At 48.6% G+C, this 18,236-nt stretch carries 16 protein-coding genes; 6 read left to right on the forward strand and 10 right to left on the reverse strand.

The features are described from left to right. Positions 1 to 129 precede the first annotated feature (129 nt). Positions 130 to 1,206: a dihydrodipicolinate synthase family protein gene (locus JNJ77_22025; GenBank protein ID MBL8825282.1), complete on the reverse strand. Its 1,077-nt coding sequence runs from the start codon at positions 1,204 to 1,206 to the stop codon at positions 130 to 132. A 153-nt stretch (positions 1,207 to 1,359) separates the two neighbouring features. Next, positions 1,360 to 2,145: a uracil-DNA glycosylase gene (locus tag JNJ77_22030; GenBank protein MBL8825283.1), complete on the reverse strand. Its 786-nt coding sequence runs from the start codon at positions 2,143 to 2,145 to the stop codon at positions 1,360 to 1,362. Between the two features lie 99 nt (positions 2,146 to 2,244). Between JNJ77_22030 and JNJ77_22035 the strand changes: the two genes are divergently transcribed. Further along, positions 2,245 to 3,828: a glycosyltransferase family 39 protein gene (locus JNJ77_22035; protein ID MBL8825284.1), complete on the forward strand. Its 1,584-nt coding sequence runs from the start codon at positions 2,245 to 2,247 to the stop codon at positions 3,826 to 3,828. Positions 3,829 to 3,885: 57 nt separating this feature from the next. Here the strand turns inward: JNJ77_22035 and rplC are convergent, their stop codons facing one another. The 7 genes from rplC to JNJ77_22070 form a co-directional block, all read right to left on the reverse strand. After that, complete coding sequence (rplC, locus tag JNJ77_22040) at positions 3,886 to 4,611, reverse strand: 50S ribosomal protein L3 (protein ID MBL8825285.1); 726 nt, start codon at positions 4,609 to 4,611, stop codon at positions 3,886 to 3,888. A gap of 170 nt (positions 4,612 to 4,781) precedes the next feature. Beyond that, positions 4,782 to 5,012 carry a hypothetical protein gene (locus JNJ77_22045; GenBank protein MBL8825286.1) on the reverse strand — a complete coding sequence of 77 codons (231 nt, stop codon included), beginning with the start codon at positions 5,010 to 5,012 and terminating at the stop codon, positions 4,782 to 4,784. Continuing rightward, positions 5,009 to 5,701: a hypothetical protein gene (locus JNJ77_22050; protein ID MBL8825287.1), complete on the reverse strand. Its 693-nt coding sequence runs from the start codon at positions 5,699 to 5,701 to the stop codon at positions 5,009 to 5,011. The genes JNJ77_22045 and JNJ77_22050 overlap by 4 nt, the downstream gene beginning before the upstream one ends. 108 nt (positions 5,702 to 5,809) lie before the next feature. Continuing rightward, entirely contained in the window at positions 5,810 to 8,224 is a 2,415-nt protein-coding gene (gene pnp, locus JNJ77_22055; protein MBL8825288.1) for a polyribonucleotide nucleotidyltransferase, read from the reverse strand. Positions 8,225 to 8,438: 214 nt separating this feature from the next. Further along, entirely contained in the window at positions 8,439 to 8,708 is a 270-nt protein-coding gene (gene rpsO, locus JNJ77_22060) for a 30S ribosomal protein S15 (GenBank protein ID MBL8825289.1), read from the reverse strand. Positions 8,709 to 8,823: 115 nt separating this feature from the next. Then, positions 8,824 to 9,225 carry a 6-carboxytetrahydropterin synthase gene (locus JNJ77_22065; GenBank protein MBL8825290.1) on the reverse strand — a complete coding sequence of 134 codons (402 nt, stop codon included), beginning with the start codon at positions 9,223 to 9,225 and terminating at the stop codon, positions 8,824 to 8,826. Positions 9,226 to 9,229: 4 nt separating this feature from the next. After that, the gene (locus JNJ77_22070) at positions 9,230 to 9,901 is read right to left on the reverse strand and encodes a 7-cyano-7-deazaguanine synthase (protein MBL8825291.1); all 672 of its coding nucleotides are present in this window, start codon (positions 9,899 to 9,901) and stop codon (positions 9,230 to 9,232) included. A 139-nt stretch (positions 9,902 to 10,040) separates the two neighbouring features. Between JNJ77_22070 and JNJ77_22075 the strand changes: the two genes are divergently transcribed. Next, the gene (locus JNJ77_22075) at positions 10,041 to 11,210 is read left to right on the forward strand and encodes an acyl-CoA dehydrogenase family protein (protein ID MBL8825292.1); all 1,170 of its coding nucleotides are present in this window, start codon (positions 10,041 to 10,043) and stop codon (positions 11,208 to 11,210) included. Between the two features lie 6 nt (positions 11,211 to 11,216). On the opposite strand, the gene JNJ77_22080 is transcribed toward JNJ77_22075, so the two are convergent. Beyond that, positions 11,217 to 11,693 carry a DinB family protein gene (locus tag JNJ77_22080; protein ID MBL8825293.1) on the reverse strand — a complete coding sequence of 159 codons (477 nt, stop codon included), beginning with the start codon at positions 11,691 to 11,693 and terminating at the stop codon, positions 11,217 to 11,219. Between the two features lie 78 nt (positions 11,694 to 11,771). Here JNJ77_22080 and ppk1 point away from each other — a divergent pair, with 78 nt between their 5' ends. The 4 genes from ppk1 (at position 11,772) to hisF (ending at position 18,192) form a co-directional block, all read left to right on the forward strand. Continuing rightward, a complete protein-coding gene (ppk1, locus tag JNJ77_22085) occupies positions 11,772 to 13,997 on the forward strand; it encodes a polyphosphate kinase 1 (GenBank protein ID MBL8825294.1) in 2,226 nt (741 codons plus the stop codon). Between the two features lie 46 nt (positions 13,998 to 14,043). Further along, positions 14,044 to 16,509 (forward strand): penicillin acylase family protein, encoded by a 2,466-nt coding sequence (locus JNJ77_22090; GenBank protein ID MBL8825295.1) that lies wholly within the window; start codon positions 14,044 to 14,046, stop codon positions 16,507 to 16,509. Positions 16,510 to 16,628: 119 nt separating this feature from the next. Then, on the forward strand, positions 16,629 to 17,336 hold the full coding sequence (locus JNJ77_22095; GenBank protein MBL8825296.1) for a Bax inhibitor-1/YccA family protein: 708 nt from the start codon (positions 16,629 to 16,631) through the stop codon (positions 17,334 to 17,336). Between the two features lie 73 nt (positions 17,337 to 17,409). Continuing rightward, positions 17,410 to 18,192 carry an imidazole glycerol phosphate synthase subunit HisF gene (gene hisF / locus JNJ77_22100; protein ID MBL8825297.1) on the forward strand — a complete coding sequence of 261 codons (783 nt, stop codon included), beginning with the start codon at positions 17,410 to 17,412 and terminating at the stop codon, positions 18,190 to 18,192. The last annotated feature ends 44 nt before the right edge of the window (positions 18,193 to 18,236 follow it).

The raw sequence follows: 18,236 nt of genomic DNA on the forward strand, positions 1-18,236 counted from the left end.
TTGCTAATTGAGATAATGTCTCAACGCATGTCGAATAAAATACTTTTGAGTAAATGATTGTCCAGTTAATTCATACAGAAAAGTAAATAATACTCATCAGAGGAGTTACTTGTGTCCAAACCAACTATGTTATTGCTGGCTGAGTTTATTTACGGTTGAATTCACGATATGTCGATCCCAGGCAGAAAGTTGAGGTAGATCAGGTTTAACAATTGAATTCATGGGAAAACCCAAGCGATGAAGGGTTGCCTTGAGTCTCGCTTGTGAAGTGTCGCGTCCCAGCCTTTGTGGTAGTTTCAAATCCTGTGCGGTCATGGTTACCATTCTTGCACTGTTTGCTGTGATGATGCCACCCTTCAGCAACGGCGCCAGTATAAACAGATCACGTTGCTGAGCGCGAGCGTCTCGCCGTGCGCCAGTCTCGTATGCAGTTTCAAAAGCAAGAACGGTATCGACAGGCAGAATAGCGGCTTCGGGACACATGGCACCATGTCCACCGATGGCCTGAAACTGAGTTAAGTTTAGCGCAGTTCCACTGAGGAATACTTTTCCAAGGCCCGTTGTGCCACTGATATGTTTCTGTACTTCCCGCAGATCGAGAGTGGATTCCTTGGCACCGATGACATTGTCTAATGACAGAATCTGAATGACTTCATCGGCCTTCAACGGTCGATCGACACTTCCAGGCATGTGATAATAGAAAACTGGCAATTCGTGTGCTTGAGCCAGCATTTGGTAGAAGCCCAGGATATCGCAAAAAGGCGTTCGAGCAGGTCCGGTATACTTGACCAATACAGCGCTGGCACCCAGATTCTTGGCCTGCTTCAATTGATCAAGTGCGGAAAAGATATCACTGGAATGTATTCCTACGACTACGGGAACTTTTCCTTGTACTACGGCAACGGCAGTCGATATAACCTGTGCACGTTCCTCATGACTGGCATACATACCTTCGCCAAGCGTGCCCAGTACCAGCAATCCGTTTACTCGACCAAAGAGCTGATATTTGATTTGACGAGCTAGGGCTTCAGTATCAACCCCACAACCAGTGCAATTCCAGGGAGTTAAAACCGTGGGGTAAATACCCGACCAGGCAGGACGGCAGCATGCTAGTGGAGCTTTGTTAACTGGTGGGCACAGCAGATGATCCTGAGCCTGTAAGCTGCATGCAAAGATCAACAACAGAGTCAAACAGTAGCGAATCATGATGCAACTCCCGCGGAAAGAGCATCCGCTATCGCATCACTCGGCAAAACCTGCCTGTAAAGTATGGTCTGAATGATAGTTGATTGGCAACTAGACGTCACATAGCCCTAATGTGCCATAAAAACGTAATAATCTGCATTCGAAATAGAATGTTTACGCAACAGGCCGGCCCATTGCTTCCATCAGCATTTTCATGTCATCCCAAACATCTTTCTTCGCGTTGGGATTCCGTAACAGATAAGCTGGGTGATATGTGGCAACTACTTTGATGCCATCCACCTGATGAATCTGCTTCCGCATTTTGCCAATGCTGATCGTGGTATTCAAAATGGTCTGAGCTGCTACCAGGCCGAGACAGCAGATAAACTTTGGCTGAATCAACTGAATTTGTCGATCAAGAAACCCTCGGCAATGTGATACCTCATCAGCCAGCGGTTGGCGATTTCCAGGGGGACGGCACTTCAAGACGTTGGCAATGTAGATTTCTTCTCTTTTCAACTTACATGCTGCTATGATTTTATTCAGCAGTTGTCCTGCAGCGCCGACAAACGGCTCACCTGCCTTGTCTTCATCGGCTCCTGGTGCTTCGCCGATGAACAGTAACTCTGTGTCAACGTTTCCCACACCAAAGACGGTACGTGTTCGATTACGAACCAATTCAGTGCATCGCGTACAGGGTTGCACTTCCTGCTGGTCAATGAGATTCAGTTGATGTCGTTTATGATCTGTAGAGTATGCTTCAGTGGTGCTGTGAGTGGCTTTCTGCATTGAAGTTGCGGGAGAAGACGCGTTTCCTGGCGAGTGGACAACAACTGGCTTCTCCAGACGTGATACAACGGTTGGTACAATGTTATCTGAAGAGGGAAGAAATGAGACTCCTCCTGCCTGCAGACTGCTGACGTGCTGCAATGCCATACGTGCCAAATCAGCACCTGTCATATTAAAAGCCCCTTTGATTCACATGGATGAGATTATGTATGAGTGTCTGAGAGTCATCTCGACTTGTGCATTTTTTGAACTGCGACTATCGTTGCGTTCATGCATAATCAATCGGCAGTACACCGCTGGTTTTGTCGAGGTTGGTATCCTTCTACCGACCGTTCCGCCATGTTGATTTTGTTGCTCCTGGCACTCACGCTGAAAATTACCGTGTTGTTACAGAAACCGATTCTCGCACGCGATGGCATCCTGCAATTGCAATACGCTTTTGAGCTGAGTGAACGACCCTGGACTTCAGTGATTCGAGAATCCCCTTTTCATCCCTGGTATGCCTATTCGGTGCTGGTCACTTCACAAATATTTCAATGGTTCGAGCCGGGAATACTCACGCCAGATCAATGGCAATGGTGCGGACACCTTTCATCTTCTTTCGCTGGTCTTTTGATGATATTTCCTCTGTATGGCTTAGCACGTTCATGGCTTCCCATCCGAGTAGCTTGGATTGGCTCGTTGCTGTTCTTGATTTTGCCAAGTGTTGTTCACACAACGTCTGATGTACTTACTGAAAGCTGGTATCTCGTGTTTGCACTGGGTGCGATGTGGGCAATGGTGCATGGAGTCAAATCCCAACGCTCCAGTTGGTTTGTTGTTTCGGGATTACTTGCTGGTTCAGCATATCTGGTTCGCGTGGAAGCGCTTATCCTGCCTATGACCTGTCTGCTATGGATTGTGATCCGCAACTGGCAGAATCATGTCTGGATTCCAACGCTGTCGAGTTTCAGAAATCTGCTCTTACTGATATGCTGCTTTCTCCTGCCTCCGTTGCCTTACATGTTGACGATTGGAACTTGGAGCAACAGGCCAGCCGCAAAACAATTACTGGCAGCAAAGCAAAGCAATGATATGGCTGTCGGAACATCACATCTGTTGGCGATGCAGAGGTTACAACCTGGTGTAAATGGCCGTGTTAATGAGACGATTGAGTTCATCGATGCTTTAACTGTCGTGGTTGCCACCCATGGGCGGGCGGGACATTATCTGCTGTGGCCTTTAGCTTTGCTGGGATTCATACTGATAATGCGATCACGTCACAGTGAACCTGCATTTCTTGTTTTTAATTGTTTCACAGTTCTTCACCTCGTAATGATTTGCCGATTAGCTGCGGTTGCGGGATACACTTCTGAGCGACATACCTTAATGCTGGTTGTTTTAGCAGCACAGGTCGCTGCGTTGGGTTTGACTTATGCAAGCAGCATGATGCAGCGGTTTTTGTCGATATCAAGGATTTCCAGTCGCATGGTGACGGTTGTTTTACTCATGGTTCTCGGATTAGTGAATTTGCCTAGAAGCGTGCAGCCGTTACATCGTTCTCAGGAAGGGCATCGGCAGGCTGGTTTATGGCTTGCAGACCATATGGAATATCAGGATCACCTGGTCGATCCATACCAATGGGCGAGTTTCTATGCCGGTGTAACATTCCAAGGCAGAAATAAAGTGTCTGAGGCAGTCAGCACGTTGGGAATCATTGATTTGCGTGATGCAGATTTAAACCGGAAGCAAATGTGGAAAGATGCTGGTGTAACGAGCCAGGAAGCAACTACGGTGTGGAGTTGGCCCTTGAGTTCCAGTCCGCGTCTGTTGATACGAAAAACTGTGGAGACACAGTTGATTCAGGATAACTAAAAAACAATCCACCGGAGGGGCAGTTCCGGTGGTTGCGCCGACTGGACGTAATAGGAATTATTTCTTCTTGGTTACTGCCTTACGTTTCTTGTTAGTCGGGCGAATCATGACAAAGCCGTTATTGGCTCCGGGAATCGCGCCTTTAATCAGAAGCAGGTTGCTCTCCTCATCAATGCGAACAACTTTCAGATTGCGAATGGTAACACGTTCATTGCCATATTGGCCAGCCATTTTTTTACCTTTTTTCTTCTTTCCACTGTTGCCGCGATCAGTGGCATGTGCGGCCTGGCTACCAGCTGCACGGTGGTGACGCTTTACACCATGGCTCGCAGGCAATCCACCAAAGTTCCAACGCTTCATGACACCTGTGGTGCCACGACCTTTCGTGATGCCAATGACATCGACGGCGGCAACGCCTTCAAACTGCTTGACGGTGAACTTGTCACCCACTTTGACTTCTGGAGCATTTTCAGTGCGAAATTCCCGAATGAATCGCTGGGGTTCGCAGTTGGCCTTTTCGCGTAGTGGCTTGCCGGATGAACTGGCAGCTTTGGATCGCTTGGAATCCAGGTTGGCTACATGGCCACGCTCTGCACGGATGGCACTTTTGCGCTTTTTATCCAGAAACCCAAGCTGAATAGCATGGTAACCATCCAGTTCAGGTTGACGAATTTGAAGAACCGTGTTGGGCCCAACTTCCATTACAGTTACAGGGATGGCTAGCCCTTTGTCGTCATAAATCTGCGACATTCCGATCTTTCGACCTAACATTCCGACTGACATAGCAGGAAACTCCAGCAAGCGGCAAATGGCCGTTTGTTCGATTTACGTTGGAACCTAACATCTTATGAGTGCAGAGCACGTTGTGTAGAAGGTTCCAGATTTTTCATTTCTACCAGCGTAGCTAAGGAGATAAGGTCATACAGTATAGAGACTTAGGTGTCTTTTGCTTTTTAACCAAACAACCAGGGAATAATCACCTGTAATCCGACATAAAGGAACAGGAATACGCCACCCAGAAAAGTAATGATGTAAATAATGCCCCGGCCCGCATGATGAAGGATATGTTGCCAGTCATCGTACCGGCATGCACTGAAGAGTAGATTTACCAGAACTATCATGATCGGAAAATGAATGAACACTTCCCATGATGCAGGCCCAGGAATACCACCTTGTGGGTTCATTTCTTCTTCTCGCGTTTAGGCGGCTTGAGGGTGGCAACTTTGAATCGTACTGGTCCGGCATAGGCATCATATATGACTACGAGATTGAGTGCACCGGCTAGTACGGTGTAGATCCAGTAAATATCCCAGAGCCTTCCCAAGCCCTCTAATTTCTGAATTCGGTTATCTTCCGCCTCATATCTTTCAAGGTGGCTCTTGCGCACGAACATGGAGTTGTTATCCTGCGCTGTCAGAGTTCCAGGTGATTCCTGGTAGGTGCTGAAAACAGGTGCATCGGGGAAGAGATAATTCCACAGAGCTGGCCAGGCTGGGAGACCTACCCAGAACTGCATGATATATTGCGGTCGATTCCAGAGGTTTCCCAGAAATGTGGGTAATGGTTTACCCATAAAGTGGGCGCTCTTGAATAATCTGCCATTGGCACGATCTTCCTCCACATACACTTCCTGCACGTGTGGAAGATAGACGTTGCGCCATTGGCTTTTGGCGAAACCATAAAAGAACATTCCCCACAACGCCACCAGGAACAGGCAGCCTTTGCAGAGCCTCACGAAATTACCAGAAAGATAACCCTGCACCATATGACCAAGCCCGGGTACTGCAACACTGAGCAATGCTGCAACGACAGGAACTGGAACTGGTGCTGTCGCTGGCGGAGGCTTGATAGTATGAACCGGTGCAGAGGACATCGAAGATTAGGCCCATAGTGGTTAACTGCATCAAGTTTGATGCAGCTTCAGCGGATTCTGACGAAATAGTATGGAGCATGATCCAATAGATGGTTCATGCTCCCACTGTTAGTAATAGTCTGGACGCTGTGGTGGTTGCCCATAGCCTTCATCGTGTCCCCGGCCACGACCACGATCATTGCCTCGGTCGCCACGATCTCCGCGGAAACCACCACGTTGACCGCCGCGATCACCTCCTCGATCGCCACCACGGTCTCCTCCTCGATCTCCACCACGATAGCCACCACGCTGTCCACCGCCACGGTAATCCTGGCGGGGAGGATAATCCTGTCGAGGTTGATATTCCTGTCGGGGTGGCGGCATGACATTCCCAGGTTCGGGCAACTCAATTCCTTCCTCGGCAGGCTCAAAGCGAGGAATAGCTACTGGGGTTGCTGGTGCACCACCTTCAGGCTGCATTAGGATCTTACGACTCAGTTTGACGCGATCCTGATTATCGATGGCGATAACTTTGACCTTAACGATGTCGCCAACCTTTACGACATCTTCAACGCGACTGACAAAGCCATCAGCCAGTTCACTGATGTGACACAAGCCATCTCGTCCTGGTGCAATCTCAATGAATGCTCCAAAGTCCTTAATGGAACTGACTTTGCCTTCATAGACTCGGCCAACTTTGATTTCTTCAATCATTGCTTCCACTTTATTGCGGGCTGCTTCTGCTCCATCAGCAGTGCTCGAAGCAATAAAGACTGTTCCATCTTCAGCGATATCGATCTTGGTCTTGGTAGTTTCCTGAATAGCCTTGATATTCTTGCCACCAGGACCGATCAGCAAACCAATCTTTTCCGGATTGATCTTGATGGTCACTAGTCGTGGTGCGTTCTTATTGATTTCGCCACGTGGTGCACGTAGTGTGCCGAGCATGGTTCGCAGAATATCCAAACGGGCTTCCCGTGCCTGCTGAAGTGCCTTGCGAATGATCTCTTCGTTGATGGCAGTGATTTTCAGATCGAGCTGAATGCCTGTAACACCACGGCCCGTGCCTGCAACTTTGAAATCCATGTCGCCATAGTGATCTTCATCACCCATGATATCGGTCAGCAGCACATACTGGTCTCCTTCCTTGACCAGACCGATAGAAATGCCAGCGACTGGATCAGTGATAGGCACACCGGCATCCATCAGTGCCAGAGTGGATCCACACACGGTTGCCATGCTGCTGGAGCCATTGGATTCAGTGATGTCGCTGACAATTCGAATGGTGTAGGGGAATTTTTCTGTGGTTGGAAGAACAGCTCGGACACTTCGTTCAGCCAAAGCACCGTGTCCAACTTCGCGGCGGCCTGGAGTGCGTATTGGTTTGCACTCACCTACACTGAATGGCGGGAAGTTGTAATCCAACATGAACTTCTTGGAGAACTCGCCGATTAGCCCTTCCATTTTCTGTTCATCACTGGAGGTGCCCAGGGTAATGGTCATCAGGGCTTGAGTCTCACCACGCTGGAAGAGTGCGGAGCCGTGAGTCCTGGGTAACAAACCTACCTCACAGTACAAGGGACGAATCTGCTTGTGACTGCGGCCATCCGCACGAGTGCCTTCCAGAGCCAGATCACGAACCACGACTTCTTCCAGTTTGCTGAGAGCAGCATCAACCTGCGATTCCGTGTAAGGCGAGCCTTCGGAAACGGGGAAATCGGCTTTGATCTTATCCTTCAGCGCTGAGATGGCTTTGGCACGTTCCTGTTTGCCTGGAGTCTGTTTCTGCTTTTTGAATTCGTCGTAATATTCTTTCCTGAATTCTTTTGTCAAGGGATTGGCTGTTTCAACGTACTCAGACTTTGGCTTGCCAGCCTTAGCTGCCAGTTCCCTGACCATTTCTGCGACCTGCAGACAGACGGAATGCCCGAACATGATGGCATCGCCCATGGCAGCTTCAGGAATTTCCTTCGAGAAGCCTTCGATCATGGCAACGCCGTCTTCCTTGCCTGCAACGACCAGATCAAGATCGCTTTTTTCGACTTCAGCGTAGGTAGGGAAGGCTACCAACTGGCCATCGACTCGTCCGACGCGAACACTGCCTGTCGGTCCTTTAAAGGGCATTTGTGAAATGGCCAGAGCTGCACTGGCGCCAATCATGGCCAGCACGTCAGGATCATTCTGATCATCAGCTGAGATAACTGATGCAATGACCTGCACTTCATTGATGTAATGTTCTGGGAAGAGCGGACGTAACGGCCGATCTATCAATCGTGATGTCAGCGTTTCCTTGAGGGTAGGTCTGCCTTCCCTCTTGATATATCCGCCGGGGAATTTCCCAGCAGAATAACCTTTTTCGCGGTATTCAACCGTAAGGGGGAAAAAGTCGCGGCCTTCAATCACTTTTCCCTCAACCGCAGTAACCAGTACCATGGTTTCCCCCATAGTGACTATTACTGATCCGTGTGCCTGCTTAGCGATTTTTCCCGTTTCAAGACTGATGGTTTTTCCACCGAACTGACGTTCGACGCGGTGGACTTGCATGGTGTTTCTCGTGGACTTAGTCCTAAAATAGTTTCCAGATAATCTGGCAAAGCAATAGTATGAAGCGACAGCAGTAATTACTTCAATGCAGTCGAAGGCAGGACACTACATCTCACTCAAAGGGATAATCCTTCGCCGAAACAGGTGCTACCAGTATGCTTTGCTCAGTGCCTTCAAAAAAGACAAGACGGCACCCTGGCCGCCTTGAACAGTGTTACTTTCGCAATCCCAACTTGCTGATCAGGGATTGATAACGATTACGATCCTTATTCCGCAGATACGTGAGCAGACTGTTTCGTTTGCTGACCATCATCAACAATCCGCGACGGCTGGCGTAATCTTTGTCGTGTGTCTTCAGGTGCAAGGTTAATTCACCAATGCGGCTGGTGAGAATTGCTACCTGAACTTCAGGGGAGCCGGTATCTTTATCTTTCTGACGATGGGCTCCGATGATTTCCTGCTTCTTTTCCTTCGAGATGGACATTGACTGGGGCCTCGTTCAGCCTGTACCCCCGTCAACGAGACGCAGGGACGAGCCGTAACTTGTTTTTCCTATTATCTTTGCTTCAGTTTATAGCAGCCTGGACAATTGACAAGCACTATTCACGATAGGTTGCGTAGCTGTTCTCTGTTTCCCATAAACTCACCTCTGCAACGGGAAACCCATGCTTTTTAGCCTCCAAATAGATCAGTTTTGCGATGTTTTCTGCGGTGGGATTAACTTTCAACAAATAATGAGGTTCATTCTGTTGTTGGAGTAGTGGAAGAATGGGGTCTGATTCATGCAGGATCATTTTGTGATCCAGATTTTCATCGATCCACGTCTGCATCACCCGTTTGATTTCACTGAAATCAACGACCATGCCCAATTGATCCAGTTGCTGGCTTTCAATGGTGATGACTGCTGTGCCGTTATGTCCATGCAGATGACGACATTTTCCGCTGTAATTGAGGAGCCGATGACCGTAACAGAAATGGATTTCACGTGTGACTCTATGCATGATTTCACCGTTCGTATTTTGTTGGATCGTTCATGCCAGCATCAATAAATGCCTGCTTGCGCTCAGCACATTTATTGCATCGGCCACAGTGAAGTTGGCCTTGAGGATGAATACAGGAGAAAGACCATTCCAGAGGCAAGTCTTTGCCCAGTTGCATGACTTCAGGCTTATGCATGTTGCTGAATGGCGTAATAATATGCAGTTTCTTGTCACCTAATGCGAGTTGTACCGCTCGTGAGTAGGTCTCAAAAAAATCTATCGTTGCATCAGGGAACGGATTGGAACCAAGAATACCCAATGCCAACTCATTTACTTTATGCAGATGACACCACACCAATGCTTTTGCGGTAAGCAGCAGATTTCGGCCTGGAAGATAAACCGCTTCATCGGGTGTGCTGGCATCAGGCACATCTTTTCCTGTGGTACTCCAGTGCTGCTGATACAGATCTGTTACTGGTTGTGAAAGCACAACGAGTTTTTTGATGTTGCTGAACAAATGTTGCACTTTTTCCAGATAGGTCTTCATATATTCGAGTTCAATATTCTCCCACTGTAATCCTGATTGAATGAAAATGGGAGTGATTTCAGAACGTGGAGACCGTCTAGCGAGATGTGCAACGAGAATCGCGCTATCGAGTCCTCCACTGATAAGTACTGCTTTGGCATGTTCTGACATAGCCAGCCCAATTAAGTCAATGCAAGTACCTTTTTATGGAAATGCCTTTGAAAGATTTACGCATCTAAGTCAGTTGTGCAGATGAATCATAGAATTGAACTGCGATTCTAATCGATTACGACGAACGCTGAGGTGGCAGATGAATCTTAAAGAACAGCAGCATCTTCTGGATGATGTAAATGCTTTCTGTGAAGAGATACGACCTCACGAAGAATTGTGTTACCTCGAACACAAGTTCAACGATCAGGTACTGCCACTGGCCAAGAAGTACAACATTCTCGGCATGCCTGTACCGAAGGCATTAGGTGGCCGGGGTGCCAGTGCGGTTACTTATCTCCGTGCACTGGCACGAATCGGGCGTGAAGGCACCGGTGTCCGCACGTTCTTTTCCGGCCAGACCAGCATTGGACAGGCTCCCATTCTAGCTTGGGGAAATGATGATCAAAAGCAGCGATACCTGCCTGCCTCCTGCAGAGGCGACAAGGTATTAGCTTTTGGTCTGACCGAACCTGATGCCGGTTCCAACCCACTGGAAATGACCAGCACGTATACGCGTGATGGCAAAAACTTTCTGCTGAACGGAGTAAAGTACCTTATCAGCAATGGTGGCATCGCGGATGCCATCGTCACGTTTGCTTACCCGAAAGAAGGAGGCAAAATCAGTGCTTTCATCATCGATACAAAACAACCGGGATTTCAGGCTGAAGACTTAGTCGCCAAATGTGGCATGTATGCTTCCAATACTGCCATGTTTCAAATGGATAATCTCAAAGTGCCTGCTGAAAACATGCTCGGCGAAGAAGGTAATGGCTTCCGCATTGCCATGTGGTCTCTGGTCACTGGCCGATTAAGTGTAGCTGCAGGTTGCCTGGGAGTTATTGAAGATTGCCTGGCAGAAGCTATCAACTACGCCAAAGAACGTCATCAGCATGGCAAGCCCATTGCCAAGCATCAACTAGTGCAGGATCATATCGCCCGTATTGAAATGTGCAGGCTGGCAACCGATGCCGTGGTAATGTTGGCAGCCCAGGCTAAAGATGCCTGTGATGCTGATCCGAAGAATCAGGAACTGCGTGCGAAAGCTGATATTCTGGCTGCTCAGGCAAAGTATCAGGCCTCCAATGCAGCTTGGGAAGCCGCTGATCGTGCTGTCCAGGTGTTTGGTGGCAGAGGCTGGTCAACACTATATCGACCAGGCCGCCACCTCAATGATGTTCGTGTCTGTCGTATTTACGAAGGCACAGATGAAATTCTGAAGCTGAAAATTGCCATGTCGCTGCTGGGCAAAGAATATGAAGCGTTCAAGTAAGCGTGCTTAAACGCCCAAAACCTTCCGTTTTTCTTCGATGAATTTCACATGATGTGGGATATGGTTGATCATGTTTTCAACCATCTTGGCCAACGTCATGGGGCCACGTTCGTTATGAATGCCTTCTCGATCCCAGGCATCGAGTGATAAGTGTTTGAGGATTTTAGCCATCGAACTTCGCGTCAGTTCGAGAATGGTCAATTCTTCATTCAGATCACGGTGATGATAGCTCAGTTTTTGAAGAAATACATTTTCATCAGCCCCCAATAGAGCAGGGCGATCCATGGTAATGGTGCGTTTCATTCTCTCGACGTAAACCGGGTCGAAATCAACAATATGACACACCACTTCCAGAATGCTCATTTTGCCAGCGACTGGTCGGCATGTCAGTTGCTCCCTTGTAAGATTCCGAACTGCATTTCGCAAGGTTGTGGGACCGGACACATAATCCTGAATCAGGCGATCACGAGTTGCGGTATCCATGAAGATTTCCCCTTGAGCGAATACTTCCAGGCAAGGCTATGATAAGATAAGAGATGCTGTTTATCGAGATTACTTCATATGAGTGAAAATATCAGGGCAATACAGAATGAAGTGCAGACGAGACTGGATGACCCCTCGCTGTACATCAATCGTGAATTGAGTTGGCTCGAATTCAATAGACGAGTCCTGGAAGAAGCTGCTGATCCATCCGTACCTCTACTGGAACGCCTGAAATTCATTTCCATCTTCAGTTCGAACCTCGAAGAGTTCTTCATGGTTCGTGTCGGCGGATTGCATCAGAAACTGCAGGCGGGAATCAATGTCAGCAATGCTGCAGACCGCATTCCACCTCGCGAGTTGATCCAACGCATCAATCTGCTCGTGCAGGAACTGACTGCGCAACAATATCACCTGCTCAACAACGAGATCCTTCCACCGCTGGCCAAGGCAGGTATTCAGCTTCTGGAGGTGGAAGAACTGACCAGCGAAGATACCAGCTATCTGCGTTCATTTTTTAACAAGCAGATCCTTCCGGTACTGACTCCGCTGGCGATAGATCCCGGGCATCCTTTCCCGCATTTATCCAACAAAACACTTAACCTCGCGGTGATGCTCAAGCGGAGCAATCAGAGCGAGCCGCTCTTTGCCGTGGTTCAGGTACCCGCGGTGTTGCAACGGTTTGTCCCGTTGCCTACCAGAAGTGGACACTGTTTTGTTCCGCTGGAACGTGTGATCCGCATGCACCTGCCCGAGATTTTCCTCGGCATGGATCTAATGGCATCCACCGTGTTCCAGGTCATCCGCAACCGTGAGTATGAAATTGACGATGAAGTAGAAGACCTTCTGAAAACGATGGAAGAGGAACTTCGAAAGCGTCGCCGAGGCGCTGCGGTTCATGTTTATCTGAAAAACACCGCTTCCATACCTCTGGTGGAGTTCCTGACCAGTTCATTTGATCTGGAAGCAGAGGACATCACCCATGTGCCAAGTATGCTCGATTTGACCGGACTTAATCAGCTTTATGCACTGCCTGGATACGATCAGTTACGTGATGCAGCGTATGTACCCAGACAGGTTGCCGAGTTTGAGCAGGCTCCCAGTCAATGGGCTGCTATCCGATCTCGCGATATCCTGGTCCATCATCCCTATGAATCATTTCACTACGTGCTTGATTTCATCAAGAATGCCGCTCGCGATGAACAGGTGCTTGCCATCAAGCAGACGCTCTATCGTGCGGGTGCCGATTCACCCATTATCAGGGCATTGCAGGAAGCTGCAGATAATGGCAAACAGGTAACTGTGCTGGTGGAACTGAAAGCTCGAATGGATGAAGAGCGTAATATCCTGTGGGCTCGAGAACTCGAAAAAGCAGGCGTGCACGTGGTTTTCGGGTTCGTCAACATGAAAACGCACTGCAAAGTCTGTCTGGTTGTCAGAAAAGAAGAAGATGGATTGCGTCGCTATGTGCATTTAAGCACAGGCAATTACAATCCGCAAACATCCCGTATTTACACCGATTTTGGTTTCTTTACCTGTAACGAAGATTTTGGTGAAGACTCAACTGCCTTGTTTAACTACCTGACTGGTTACAGCAATGTTCCTAACTGGCGCAAGCTGATCCTTGCACCCAGCAGGCTGCTGAACTTCATTCTCGAAAAAATTGAAAAGGAAATCGATAACCAGAAGAAACATAAGAACGGCCGAATCATCAGCAAGATCAATGGATTGCTCGAGCCCACTTTGGTGAAGGCACTGTACCAGGCCAGCCAGGCAGGTGTGCAAATAGATATTATCTGCAGAGGTATCTGTTCGTTGCGGCCGGGTATCAAGGGTATCAGTGATAACATTCGCGTACGTTCCATTGTGGATCGATTCCTGGAACACAGCCGCGTGTTTTATTTTGGTAACAACAATAATCCTGAAGTCTATATTGGCTCAGCTGATTGGATGGATAGAAATCTGAGTCGTCGCGTCGAAGTGGTTTTTCCTATTGAACATCCCGTCTTGAAAAAGCGGATGATTGATGAAATACTTGCAGTAACATTGGCGGATAACGTGAAGGCAAGGGAACTGCGCCCCGATGGTTCGTGGATACGTGTCACCTGCGATCCGCAGAAACGAGTCCGCAGCCAGAGTCGTTTTCTGGAACTGGCAGCGGAAGCAGCGTCACGCATTTCATCTGAACCAGGCATCCTTGTGCCAATTCCGGTACCTGAATTGCAGACCATTCCTGTACAACAGCGTCGCCGCAAGATTACTGGGGAAAATCAACGCCGCGATTCAAGCAAACCAACGGGAAGCTGATTGCAGCGAGTTGGCCTATTAGAACTTGAAAGAAGGATCGAATTCCATGGGAACTGAGACCACGAGCACACCAGCAAAACCACGGAAAAGGCGACGTTGGCTGCTGCGAATTGCCACGGTTCTACTAGCCTTTTTGCTGGTGGGATCTGGCAGTGCATTCTGGTATGTGCGATCCGTTCTGAATTCCAGCCTGCCTGTTTTGCAAGGCTCGTTCACGACTGATGCAATCAAGAACGCATTAACAGTAGAACGAGATCAACAGGGAGTGCCGACGTTGATCGGCGCAGATTTGAATGATCTGGCTTTTGGTCTGGGTGTACTGCATGCCCAGGATCGTTTCTTTCAGATGGACCTGCTCAGGCGAAAAGCAGCTGGTGAATTGGCAGCACTGGTTGGCAGCGCTGCGGTTCCATTGGACGTGCAGTCTCGAAAACATCGCTTCCGGGCACGCATGAAAGCCATTTGGGATGCCTCGACTCCAGAAGAACAAGAGCCAGTCAAACGATATTGCCTGGGCGTTGCCTGGGGTTTGAAGAATGGTTTTTCAGAGAAGGGTGCAAAACCATTCGAGTATCACCTTCTTCAAACAGAACCTCTGCCGTGGCAACCTGAAGATTGTCTGCTCTGTGTCTGTGCCATGTATATGGAACTGCACAATACCCAGGCCCCGGTGGAAATGGCAAGGACCAATTTGCATGGAGCATTGCCCGAAGCTGTCGCCCAGTTCTTCGATCCCGATGGAACTGCCTGGGATGCAGCGATTGATGGAAGCATGATTTCTGTAAAACCATTACCCACTGCAGAGCAGTTTAATATTCGAACCATTCCAGAACTGAAGAATCTCAAAGCAGAAAGCAGAGTTGACTTCACAGATGAAAGACCAATGCTCGGAAGCAATAACTGGGCTGTTTCTGGCAAGTTCAGCAAGCATGGCGGTGCGCTGATAGCTGATGATATGCACCTGGCCATTAATATGCCCAATATCTGGTATCGAGCCTGTCTGAAATGGACTGATCCCGATGGCACACAACGGCAGGCTTGTGGTGTAACACTTCCCGGTGGTCCTTCTATTGTTGCAGGTTCCAATGGCTTTGTAGCCTGGGGCTTTACTAATACAGAAGGTGATTGGCTTGATCTGATACAACTGGAAACCAGCAGGGAAAATAAGCTGGCATATCGCACTGCTGATGGATGGAAGGACCTGGTTGTTCATCAGGAAATGGTTGAGGTCAAAGGCGGATCGCCTGTTACAGTCCCAGTGTTCGAAACACAGTGGGGGCCAGTTTGTTATCTCGATCAATTAACCCGAAACTACGCAGTGCGTTGGGTGGCTCATGATCCACAAGGTGTCAATCTGAACACACTTCAATTGCTGAAAGTGCGAGATTTGGAATCAGCATTAGATGTCGCCAATACCTGTGGCATTCCTCACCAGAATTTTGTGTGTGGTGATCGATCTGGACGAATCGCTTGGACTATTGCTGGCCGAATTCCAAAGCGAACTGGTACACCCACTCGTGTTATTCCTGCTGCGCAGAAACAGATTGAATGGAGTGGTTTCCTGAAAGCTTCAGAGTATCCCCGAGTTGTTGATCCCGAAAAAGGAAGAATATGGACAGCCAATAACCGTGTCGTGGGCGGTGAAATGTTCGCCAAACTGGGAAATGCAGGTGCGGATATTGGTTTAAGAGCAGGACAGATTCGCGATAGATTACTGGCAATTGAAAAAGCAGATGAAAAAGACATGCTTGCCATTCAACTGGATAGTGAAGCTCGCTCGATGCAGAAATGGAAAACGTTGTTCATGGAAACGGTGCAGGAAAATGATGCATCGTTTCCTAAAAGAAGCGAGTTACGAAAACTGGTTGTGTCGTGGGATGGATATGCAGGAACGGATGGAGTTGGTTACAACATTCTCAACAAGTTTAGAAATGAAGTAAAATCGATCGTCATGCAGCCTATTGAGTCGTTAGTTTCTCAAAAAGCACTTTTCCGTGAAGGACAGCTTGCCTGGAACCAACAGCAGTTGGAAGGTCCAATCTGGACGATCTTAACACAACGCCCGATACATCTGCTTCATCCGCGCTATGAAAGCTGGCAAGCCTTGCTGCTGGATGCTGTGGATCGAGTGGAACAGGCTATGCAACTGACTGGTACTCCGTTTGAAAAACAAACCTGGGGATCAGTAAATGCGGCACGAGTTCGGCATCCGCTTAGCCAGGCAGTACCTATGCTCGGTACCTGGCTGGATATGCCAGATGCACCACTGCCTGGAGCAAGAAAAGATCTGCCTCGAATCTCGTCGCCGGGGCACGGTGCTTCAGAGCGTTTTGCAGTATCGCCGGGTAAAGAGGAATCAGGCTTGTTCCACATGCCCGGAGGGCAAAGTGGGCATCCATTATCCCCCCATTATCGAGATAGTCATGCAGCATGGGAAAAGGGGTTGCCTACGCCATTTTTGCCCGGACCTAAAGTGCATTCGATAATCTTTTCCGTTTCGAACCCAAAGTAAGATAATCCGTATGGATCCATAGCGAGATCATTCGTGCATTGCTTTTTGCATGAATCGGGCTTAGGATTAATTCACAACCATAACAAATCAACGGCATCCCTTAACGAAGGAGGAATACCGTGTACGAAACTATGACGTGGGATCAACGAGTGGCTGCGGACGCTGCGTTAAGCGAACGCAGGACTTTTATCCAGAAAACCTATCTGCATGTGGGCGGCGCATTACTGGCTTATGCATTGTTGCTGGTTGTGCTTGTCAACTTTGCACCAGTCGAATGGATGGCGGTAGCGTTCAAGGGTAGAGGTGGGCTACTGATACTGATGTTGGCGTTCCTAGGCGGATCCTATGCAGCCCAATATATGGCACAAGGACATTTTTCGAAACCTGTTCAATATGCTGGATTATCGCTGTATACCGCCTTGGTTGCCTTTATTTCCTGGCCAGCGGTTTACATTTGTTCCACCATTCCGGGTTATCAAGGCATTTTGCCACAAGCGGTTATTATTACTTTGGCCATAGCTGCTGCACTGACGGTGAGTGTTTTTGTTACCAAGGCCGATTTCTCGTGGATGCGCACAGGACTGATGGTCCTTGGGTTGCTGGTGCCGGCCATTATTATTGGTGGCATCATATTCGATTTTACTCTGGGACTCTGGTTTACGGCTGCAATTGGTTTGCTGATCTGCGGTTTCATTCTTTATGAAACCTCCATGGTCATGCATCACTATAGAACCAGTGAGTATGTTGGTGCGGCATTGGCGATTTTTGCATCCATTGCAACGTTGTTCCGCATTGTCCTCAGCTTGCTGATGTCATCTCGCGATTAACTTCAATTATCTGGCATCTTTGTTTAACATTACCCCTGAATACATTTCAGGGGTATTTTCTTATATTCACGTCATGCTCGCTAAACGCATTATTCCCTGTCTCGATGTGAACCGTGGCCGCGTGGTCAAGGGCACCAACTTTATCAATCTGCGTGATGCCGGTGACCCCATCGAAATTGCTCGGCAATATGAAGAGCAGGGGGCTGACGAACTGGTCTTTCTGGACATCACAGCCAGTCATGAAGGACGGGAGATCATTGCTGATTTGGTACGCCGGGTTTCAGAAGAAGTATTTATGCCGTTCTGTGTCGGAGGAGGTATTCGCACCCTTGAAGATGCCACACGTCTAATTCAGGCAGGTGCCGAAAAGGTGAGTCTAAATAGTTCCGCAGTACAAACACCTGAACTCATCACTCAGATCAGCAGGAAATTCGGAGCGAATGCCTGCGTAGTCAACATTGATCCTCGTCGAGTACAACGCCATGAACAAAATGGAAAGGCAACGGACTGGTATGAAGTGTACATTCAAGGTGGCAGGAAACCCACAGGTCTGGAAGCAGTAGCCTGGGCCAGGGAAGTTGAAAAACGGGGAGCCGGTGAAATTGTCCTAACGTGCATGGATAACGATGGCACCAAAAACGGGTACAACGTTGAGTTGACTCGACTGGTTGCCGAAGCCGTGAATATTCCCGTAGTAGCATCAGGAGGAGCCGGGCATCCGGAGCACCTCTTCCAGGTTCTGACCAAGGGAAAAGCGGATGCTGCCCTGGCTGCCAGTATCTTTCATTATGGTGAATTTCCGATCCCAGCCACCAAGCGTTATCTGGCTGAGCGTAGAGTACCTGTCAGGCTATAGGTTGCTCCTGCATTGAGCCTGTGCATGAATTATCGATTCGAATA

This window comes from Planctomycetia bacterium, from assembly GCA_016795155.1.
Classification (GTDB): domain Bacteria; phylum Planctomycetota; class Planctomycetia; order Gemmatales; family HRBIN36; genus JAEUIE01.

What these genes read in the sequence shown, in the direction of transcription:
- JNJ77_22045 (MBL8825286.1), bottom strand. Translation starts at nt 5,012, where the DNA reads ATGAACCCACAAGGTGGTATTCCTGGGCCTGCATCATGGGAAGTGTTC.
- JNJ77_22025 (MBL8825282.1), bottom strand. Translation starts at nt 1,206, where the DNA reads ATGATTCGCTACTGTTTGACTCTGTTGTTGATCTTTGCATGCAGCTTA.
- JNJ77_22070 (MBL8825291.1), bottom strand. Translation starts at nt 9,901, where the DNA reads ATGTCAGAACATGCCAAAGCAGTACTTATCAGTGGAGGACTCGATAGC.
- ppk1 (MBL8825294.1), top strand. Translation starts at nt 11,772, where the DNA reads ATGAGTGAAAATATCAGGGCAATACAGAATGAAGTGCAGACGAGACTG.
- JNJ77_22050 (MBL8825287.1), bottom strand. Translation starts at nt 5,701, where the DNA reads ATGTCCTCTGCACCGGTTCATACTATCAAGCCTCCGCCAGCGACAGCA.
- JNJ77_22090 (MBL8825295.1), top strand. Translation starts at nt 14,044, where the DNA reads ATGGGAACTGAGACCACGAGCACACCAGCAAAACCACGGAAAAGGCGA.
- pnp (MBL8825288.1), bottom strand. Translation starts at nt 8,224, where the DNA reads ATGCAAGTCCACCGCGTCGAACGTCAGTTCGGTGGAAAAACCATCAGT.
- JNJ77_22075 (MBL8825292.1), top strand. Translation starts at nt 10,041, where the DNA reads ATGAATCTTAAAGAACAGCAGCATCTTCTGGATGATGTAAATGCTTTC.
- JNJ77_22030 (MBL8825283.1), bottom strand. Translation starts at nt 2,145, where the DNA reads ATGACAGGTGCTGATTTGGCACGTATGGCATTGCAGCACGTCAGCAGT.
- JNJ77_22035 (MBL8825284.1), top strand. Translation starts at nt 2,245, where the DNA reads ATGCATAATCAATCGGCAGTACACCGCTGGTTTTGTCGAGGTTGGTAT.
- rpsO (MBL8825289.1), bottom strand. Translation starts at nt 8,708, where the DNA reads ATGTCCATCTCGAAGGAAAAGAAGCAGGAAATCATCGGAGCCCATCGT.
- JNJ77_22080 (MBL8825293.1), bottom strand. Translation starts at nt 11,693, where the DNA reads ATGGATACCGCAACTCGTGATCGCCTGATTCAGGATTATGTGTCCGGT.
- JNJ77_22065 (MBL8825290.1), bottom strand. Translation starts at nt 9,225, where the DNA reads ATGCATAGAGTCACACGTGAAATCCATTTCTGTTACGGTCATCGGCTC.
- hisF (MBL8825297.1), top strand. Translation starts at nt 17,410, where the DNA reads ATGCTCGCTAAACGCATTATTCCCTGTCTCGATGTGAACCGTGGCCGC.
- rplC (MBL8825285.1), bottom strand. Translation starts at nt 4,611, where the DNA reads ATGTCAGTCGGAATGTTAGGTCGAAAGATCGGAATGTCGCAGATTTAT.